Origin of the sequence: Sporosarcina gallistercoris, assembly GCF_050459885.1 — a bacterium.
Taxonomy (GTDB): Bacteria; Bacillota; Bacilli; order Bacillales_A; family Planococcaceae; genus Sporosarcina; species Sporosarcina gallistercoris_A.
On record NZ_JBCMNO010000004.1, the window covers coordinates 124,287 to 132,084 of the forward strand.

The 7,798-nt window shown below is 47.2% G+C and carries 6 protein-coding genes; 1 reads left to right on the forward strand and 5 read right to left on the reverse strand.

Annotated features, from left to right (window positions below):
- Nucleotides 1–13: 13 nt before the first annotated feature.
- From ABE021_RS01830 to ABE021_RS01845, 4 genes are all read right to left on the reverse strand, one after another.
- Nucleotides 14–2,716, reverse strand: coding sequence for an MBL fold metallo-hydrolase (locus ABE021_RS01830; RefSeq protein ID WP_430286456.1), 2,703 nt, complete (start codon nt 2,714–2,716; stop codon nt 14–16).
- 80 nt (nt 2,717–2,796) lie between these two features.
- On the reverse strand, nt 2,797–3,930 hold the full coding sequence (locus ABE021_RS01835; protein WP_430286457.1) for a plasmid pRiA4b ORF-3 family protein: 1,134 nt from the start codon (nt 3,928–3,930) through the stop codon (nt 2,797–2,799).
- Nucleotides 3,931–4,026: 96 nt separating this feature from the next.
- Nucleotides 4,027–4,218, reverse strand: coding sequence for a DUF6429 family protein (locus ABE021_RS01840; protein ID WP_430286458.1), 192 nt, complete (start codon nt 4,216–4,218; stop codon nt 4,027–4,029).
- Between the two features lie 152 nt (nt 4,219–4,370).
- The gene (locus tag ABE021_RS01845) at nt 4,371–5,216 is read right to left on the reverse strand and encodes a pyridoxamine kinase (RefSeq protein ID WP_430286459.1); all 846 of its coding nucleotides are present in this window, start codon (nt 5,214–5,216) and stop codon (nt 4,371–4,373) included.
- Between the two features lie 201 nt (nt 5,217–5,417).
- Here ABE021_RS01845 and ABE021_RS01850 point away from each other — a divergent pair, with 201 nt between their 5' ends.
- Complete coding sequence (locus ABE021_RS01850; RefSeq protein ID WP_430286460.1) at nt 5,418–5,969, forward strand: ECF transporter S component; 552 nt, start codon at nt 5,418–5,420, stop codon at nt 5,967–5,969.
- 217 nt (nt 5,970–6,186) lie between these two features.
- On the opposite strand, the gene ABE021_RS01855 is transcribed toward ABE021_RS01850, so the two are convergent.
- Complete coding sequence (locus tag ABE021_RS01855; RefSeq protein ID WP_430286461.1) at nt 6,187–7,119, reverse strand: NADP-dependent oxidoreductase; 933 nt, start codon at nt 7,117–7,119, stop codon at nt 6,187–6,189.
- Between the last annotated feature and the right edge of the window lie 679 nt (nt 7,120–7,798).

Below are 7,798 nucleotides of genomic sequence, written 5' to 3' on the forward strand. Positions count from 1 at the left end.
TCACAGGCAACTGTCACTTCTGTTCCAGTCGATATCCAGTCCGCTCAAACACATAGGCATCCGCATCCGCAAATTGTGCGGAGTCCACGGGGTCGGCCAGTTTGACAGATACCGTCACCCGATCGATGTGGATCGATGGATTCTTCACTAGCTGCCAGTCGGCCGGAATGGCTTCTACCGCAATCCGGATGATTTCGTTCTGCTTAGGGTTTTTCGTAAAAGTGACGGGTCGTCCCGTCTTCCATGACAGTTCCTCCATATCTGCTTCGTGGCGCTTAGCTACTTCTGGAGAGACAAAGTGCAATTCCAATGTATCCTGTCGCACTCCGACCTTATACAACGTGATGGAACGTTTGCTTGCCCATCGTTTTGCCTCTTCAATGGCTTCGTTATTCTCCATCCTCTTGCCTTCCCCATCCACGTTAAAAACTTCTTTACTCGGCTGCAGGTCCACTGCGGGGGCTCCTTTGAACTGAAGACGGAATCCAGTCGTTTCCTGGAACTGTTCACACCGTTCTTTTGAGTCTTTCGGTGCTGTGCCTGCCAATGTAACGAGCCTATTTTGCAGATGAATCGAAGGCACCCCCATATTGGTGCCGAATAACGTCGATACCGTTTGCTGAAGCAAGTCTTGTCGTACGGAGTTGGAGTATTCGAGATCCCATCCTGATTCCTGCTTCGTCCGAGTTCGATACACTTCCCTTTCTTCGTCCGTGACAACGTCTGGAAAATCGAATGATACAACAATTGTTTCTTCTTGTGTACCCAAACCTTGAACACCGCACCGTAAAAACCTAGGTTCTTCGGAAAACAGTGCCCGCACCGTTTCCATCGCTGCCATTTGGTTCATCCGCAACCCTTGAATTGGCAAGTCCAGTTCTTTCAGTTTACGTTTTGTTTCTTCCGTCAGCTTATAGAACGTTGTCCCTTCAGAACGGCTTCGATTTTCTTCTGGAGTGCCTTGGAGGCTGATTGCAAGCGCAATCCGGTCTTCCATATCCGAAACCCCGAGAATCTCCACCAACTGGTCAAACGAATGATTGCCTATCTCTGCAAGATTCCAGTTCAACCGTTCCACAAATGGTCGGCTGAACGCAGTAACGTCTTGTGCCGCCTGTTTCAACTCGTCGATCGGACCATTCCAATTCCCTAAAAACTCGGTTACTTCGTTCATCTGCAATTGGAGCGATTTGCCTTTAAACGTTTGGCAATGAAGTGTATTTGTTTTCGGATGAATTCCTGTACAGATCGCAAATTTCCACACACCTCCCGTTTCCTTTTGGTACAGAACGACTTGTCCCACTTTCGATTTCAAATGGGCATGACTATCCACTGGCGTATACCGCTTTCCTTTTACCCCTTTGCCGGAAGTCCGTTTGTCAAACGGGTAGGTCTCTCCGTTCTCCACTAGAATTGGTTTGTACCGGAAATCCAGCACCTCACTCAAACGTTGCCTTGCTTCATCATCACCATGGACGAGCATCGTGTATGTAGGTTCAAGCGTGCGGATGAACCGGTCCATTTCGTTCGCATCGGCATGTGCGGATAGACCATATTTTCCAATCCGGCATTTCACTTCGTAGGCTGTACCATTCAGTTCAAGCGTGTGAGATTCACCATCCGCGAGAGCAAGCAGTTTTCTCCCTGGGCTCTCCTCATCCTGATAACCCGTAATGAAGATTGCATTCTTTTCTCCTCCAACGAGACGTTCTGCATACCACGCACTCGCACCGCCAGTCAGCATGCCAGATGAAGCAACTATGCAGCCAGGTTTTCCGGTCAGGATCGTTTCCCGTTCTTGCGGCGTCACCGCTTTACACCGGCCTTCTGTCAAGAACGCATCCCCATTCTGTCGGATTCGGTGCGCAACAGGACCTTTCAAATAATGAGGGTATCGCTTATAGATACCGCTAATCGGCGTCACGAGACCATCCACGTAAATTGGAAACTCCGGGATCAGTCCTTTATCCATATAGTCTTGCAGCACGAGTAGCACTTCCTGCGCACGTCCAAGAGCAAATGCAGGAATCAGCGCAAACCCTCCAGCGGTCACCACTTCCGCGACATGCTCAGCAAGTCTTTTTTCTTCCGTATTTCGATCCGTATGTGCCCGATTGCCATACGTCGATTCCATAATGACTACGTCAGGCTGAATGTCACGCGGTACCGCGACCCCTGGAATCGTGCGTCCCGCTTTAAAACTGATATCTCCAGTAATGAGCAGCCGCTCTCCATCTGCTTCTATTAAATACATGACAGCACCTAAAATATGGCCCGCTCGGTAACTGGTAATGGTTGCATCCCCAATGCGCAGCACACCCGATGCCGGATAGACGAGTAACTGATCCAGCAATGCGGTCACTTGCTGCATCGTGTAAGGCGGCAACGTGTTCGTCAGTCGCGAGCGCTGTTCCATGATCTTAAAGGCATCTTTCATCATGATCCGCATTAGATCAATCGTCGGTGGAGTTGCGTAAATTGGTATTGTCGGGTACAACGAATGGACAATCGGCAGTGCACCGATATGATCGGCATGGGCATGGGTTACTAGGATGGCATCAGGCGCCGCAAGTTCCTCAAGCAGCCCAAGTGCCGGAAGCAGATCGTCTCCATGCATCCGCATCCCCGCATCAATCAGCAATGCAGTCTCTCCTATTTGTACGTGAACACAAGAAGCTCCGACTTCACTGCCGCCTCCGAGTATGGTTACTTTCATAGTTTACTCACCCTTATCTTATTTTTTTGGATTCAACTAGCATCCTCAATTATTCGTTTCTATGAGTAAGAGACTCCATTTCACAGCGAACGCAATCGCCGGTTCACAACGTCTAAATCGAACTCACGATACAACTGCCCGCGCGCCCACGATTTCATCGTCTCGTTCTCGGGACTCGACGGATTCTTCATTATTTCCAGAAACTTATAGAATCCTGGCTCTCCTCCACAATCTTCCGGAGGGGCTGTCCCTTCTCCTTCCAGACAAACTGGCTTAGAGATTGTTTGATCGTGCAGCACTTTTTCCACTTGAATGTCATGCATCCATCCATCACCGAAATCATACATATACTTGACGACTGTATGGGTTTCAACAATTCCAGCCAATGTGATGTTCTTTTCAAGTTTTATAGGTAAATCACCCGGCATCTCTAGTGATTCTTCCTTCATAACAACACGCAACATCGGACGATAATGCTGTTTTGTAAAGGTCGGGGAATACTTTGATTGGGACTCATCCGTCTCATTTTCATCGAAAAGGATGAACTCATGCATGTGGGAGTCATGCCAATCGAAAAGAATCTGTAAAATTTCATGCATCGTTTCAAACGAGCAGGAAAGAGGAACAAGGACACGCCGCCAAATGGGAACATCCTCAAAAGGCATGGTCACTTTCAGCACAGCAACGTCCGTTTGAAAAATCTCCTTTCCTGAAAGCTTTGTCAAATCGTTGAACAGCTCTTCATATGGAAGGTTCATCTCATGATTTGCCTTGCCAACCAGCAACCGACTCACCTGCTTTGCTACATTCGTACTGATGAGCTCATCAGGATCCAATCCACGGAGACCGAACCACACATGATCACACGATTTGTTCAGCTGTGCCACGAACGAACGGTTTTTTGACTTATGGAATGTCACCGCCCCCGCTACTTTTATATAGAGTTCAATGACGTCATCCCCTATATTCTCTGCCTTCAGCGTCTCACGGATCGCCTCCACAATCAGCTCGTCCAACCGCTTGAAGTCCTTCGCTTTCAAGCCGTGAAGCACAACGGTGTAACGATTTTGATCGTTCATCAGAACCAAGGTCTTCCGACGATTCATGACGAGTAAATTAGCATGCCAAGAAAATAGAGGTTCTCGTTCAACATACTCGGTCACTATCGAAAACGAAATCGCATCCAACAGTTTTTTCGTTCCGTGAATTTCCATCTGAAATCCCCCACTCTTTAGTTATCAGTACATCTTACGGGACAGACATCATCATGATCTTGAACATACTTCTTTATTAATCTCTCAGTCTCCTCTTTACCTCCAGGAGGTCAGGTACACCGATTTCGAACCAGTGCTTCCGCGTATCCAATCCGCCTCCTGCAACTGATCCAACGCGCTTAACGGATACCCTTTCCAGCTCCGTGTCATTCCATCCGGGAAATCCTCATCTTCCCACGACGTCAGATACAGCAACAGCAAAGTTAGTTCTTCTCTTCGACTTTTCATGTGTACGATCCTTTCTTGAAAGTACTGAGTTGTTTGTTTCCCTCTTTTTATTTCTATTATACGTTTTGTCTTTTATTATTCAAAAAGCACCTGCATGAGTGATATTCTCATGCAGGTGCTTTTCGATTCGATTCGCCGCCTGTGCACCCTTATTACAGCAGCATCCGCAAATGCGATTCAAAATTTACACCGGCCTCTGTTGGAATCCGCTCTTCAGATGTGGACTGGATGGCGGCAGTTAAAAACCTCTCTGCAAGCTCCAGGGTCTCTACGGGATCCTGACCGCGCATCAACCCGCCCATCATGACAGAGGCAAACAGATCACCCGTTCCGGAATAACTCTTACCGTTATATTCTTGAAGTCTGTGATACGAGCTGGCGCCGTCGATGTATAGGTTACCGACGCGTCTTGTTCCTGAAAGCGCCGGCGGATTCAAACCGGTAATGATGACCTTGGCGTTCGTGTCTGACTGCAGCTGCCGACCAGCGTCCTCAAGGGCGGCTACATACTCCTCAACCGTGCGATACGTTTGCAGTTTGTCATACGACAGACCTGTCAATAAACAACATTCTGTCACATTCGGTGTAATGACATCTGCACGCTTCGCCAGTTCCTTCATATAGCCGATCAACTCCCCAGTAAACACATCATACATGTGTCCCCTATCCCCCATTACCGGGTCCACGAGAAGCGTTGTCTCTTCCTTATAGAACGTATGTAAAAAAGAAAAAATATTTTCAATCTGCTCTTTTCCTGTCACAAACCCCGTATAAATCCCATCGAACGTAGCGCCCATCTTGTGCCACTCGTCTGTGAAATGAGACATCTTCGCCGTTAAATCTTCACAAAAATAGCTCGGATACTCTGTCTGCGACGTTAAAATGGCAGTCGGCAGAGGTACTGCCTGCACCCCCATGACCGATAACACCGGGATGGCCGCTGTGAGCGAACACTTTCCAAAAGAAGACATATCCTGGATAATCGCAACTTTTTTCAATAAAACCCCCACCTAACTCTTCGATACATTCACTTCCCCAATCGTACCATAAGAAAGGGAAACCACGCATACCGCAAATCTCAATTTCCTCCTCACCACTGACCTCTAACACTTTAATCAAACTGACACTTTTATGATGGTCAGTCATTCAGTAAAATAAGAATTATCAACTTTCCATAACGCGAGGAGATGGATCCCCCCATGCAAAAGGTAGAACGCCAAACATCGACCCACATACGCACAAACACGATGGATTTAGTGCTGACAGCCATCCTGTCGACCATTGTATTACTGTCCACTGTCTTCATTAACATCAAGCTTCCGATCGGACAAGGCGGTCTCATCCATTTAGGAACAGCAGCGCTTTTCACCGTGGCCATTCTATTCGGCCCTAAAAAGGGAGCGCTTGCTGGAGCGATCGGGATGGGCATGTTCGATATTTTCGGCGGCTGGATGATCTGGGCGCCCACGACAATCATCGCGCGTGCCTTGCAAGGCTACATTGTCGGGAAAATCGCATGGTCGAATGGCCAACGAGGAGAAAATACCCTACTCAACATCCTGGCAGCCGTTGCATCCATACCGGTTATGCTCGCCGTGTACTACATCGGGCAAGCCATCATGTACAACAATTGGGCGGCACCCCTCGCATCCATCCCAGGAGACCTCATTCAATGCGGAGTCGGGTTGCTGATTGCCATCCCGCTGTCCGTCGCTTTGAAAAAAACTCCCTTCTTCCGGAAGAAATTTTAATGAAAAAAGCAGCAAAGATAAGCCCATGGCTCTCTTTGCTGCTTTTTTATATGATGCGTGTGATAACCTTTTTATGGTTGTTTGGGATACAGGCAGCGCTCACTCTAAAGCGCAGGATACCATCTTTCCATATCACAATCATCGCTTGTGCACCGTTCAATTCCAACACACGCTAGAACAATGATGATGTTATACGATGTACAGGCCAGCTTTTGACTTATTGGATCGTAATCACAATTTTGCCTTTTGCATGATGTGTTGCACTTAGATCGTGTGCTTCTCGCAACCCTTTTTCTGTTAACGGGAATGTATGACCGATATGTGGTTTAACTTTTCCTTCTTCCATCAGTTGGCCAAGTTCTGCAAGTTGTTTCCCGTTCGGATTTAGCCATAAGGATTCCGCGGTAATGCCATTCGCTTTCGCTTTTTCTGCATTTGGCTCACCCGAGATTGACACGAGACGACCACCTTTTTTCACGACGTCTAAGCTCTTCTCTAAAATTTCACCGCCCATGGTGTCCATTACCAAGTCAACGTCCTTTGCAACATCTGCAAAATCAGTGGTTTTATAGTCAATGAATTCATCCACACCAAGCTCTTTCAAAAATGCTTCATTTTTACTGCTTGCCGTAGAATAAACGTGTGCTCCGAAGCTTTTGGCAATCTGTACGGCATAGCTGCCCACACCACCAGATCCCGCATGGATGAGAACCTTATCTCCTTTTTTCACTTGTCCAAAGTCTACAAGACATTGCCAAGCCGTCAAACCTGCCAACGGAACGGAGGCTGCTTCTTCAAAGCTAAGATGATCTGGCTTTAACGCCACTAAGTCTTCGTCGACCGCCACATACTCGCTGTAGGTTCCATTTTCCATGGCAGGACGCGCGAATACAGCATCCCCCTTTTTGAACTGAGTGACCTTGCTTCCGACTTCACTGACGATCCCTGCTGCATCCCAACCTAAAATCAACGGAAATTCAAAAGGCATCGCATCTTTCATATAGCCCTCCCGTACTTTCCAGTCAATCGGATTAATAGAAGTGGCATGCATTTCAATTAATAGTTGCTGATTTTGAATCTCCGGTATAGGAAGGTCTTTCTCTACTAACTGTTCCGAACCGCCATATTGTTCAATTACGATTGCTTTCATTTCAGACACACTCCTTCTGATTATTACTCTTAAATGATTTTGTTACATGTACTTCCAATAATCTATACCCTGAATCCCCCGTCTCAATCGGAGAAGCGAATGATTCACCACCTGTGCATGTTACAATTCGAACACTGTTAGGGATTGTTTTGGAGTTGTGTCTTACGCGGGGAACCATTTGTTAAGGCTACATCGTCGGTAAAATCGCATGGTCGAATGGTCACCGAGGAGAGAACGGATTACTTAACATCTTGGCAGCCATGGCATCCACACCTGTTCTGCTTGCTGTGTATTACATCGGGCAAGCCATTATGTACAACGATTGGACGGCACCCTCGCATCCATCCCAGGAGACCTCATTCAAAGCGCAGTCGGTTTGCTGATTGCCATCCCGCTGTGCATCGCTTTGAAAAAACTCCCTTCTTCAGGAAAAAATTTTAACGAAAAAAGCAGCAAAGAAAAGCCATTGGCTCTCTTTGCTGCTTTTTCACATGCTGCGTGTGGTAACTTTTCGTGTTTGTTTCTGACATAGGCGTCCCTATTTATTCTCCTACCATGCCGTCATTATCACGATCCTGCATATATTGGTACAACCAATCTTCCCTAGTCAGAATCACCGCCTGTGCACCGTTCTATTCAAACAATATTCGGAATTGTTTTGGAGTTGTTTCTTACACAG

What these genes read in the sequence shown, in the direction of transcription:
- ABE021_RS01835 (WP_430286457.1), bottom strand. Translation starts at nt 3,930, where the DNA reads ATGGAAATTCACGGAACGAAAAAACTGTTGGATGCGATTTCGTTTTCG.
- ABE021_RS01850 (WP_430286460.1), top strand. Translation starts at nt 5,418, where the DNA reads ATGCAAAAGGTAGAACGCCAAACATCGACCCACATACGCACAAACACG.
- ABE021_RS01855 (WP_430286461.1), bottom strand. Translation starts at nt 7,119, where the DNA reads ATGAAAGCAATCGTAATTGAACAATATGGCGGTTCGGAACAGTTAGTA.
- ABE021_RS01840 (WP_430286458.1), bottom strand. Translation starts at nt 4,218, where the DNA reads ATGAAAAGTCGAAGAGAAGAACTAACTTTGCTGTTGCTGTATCTGACG.
- ABE021_RS01830 (WP_430286456.1), bottom strand. Translation starts at nt 2,716, where the DNA reads ATGAAAGTAACCATACTCGGAGGCGGCAGTGAAGTCGGAGCTTCTTGT.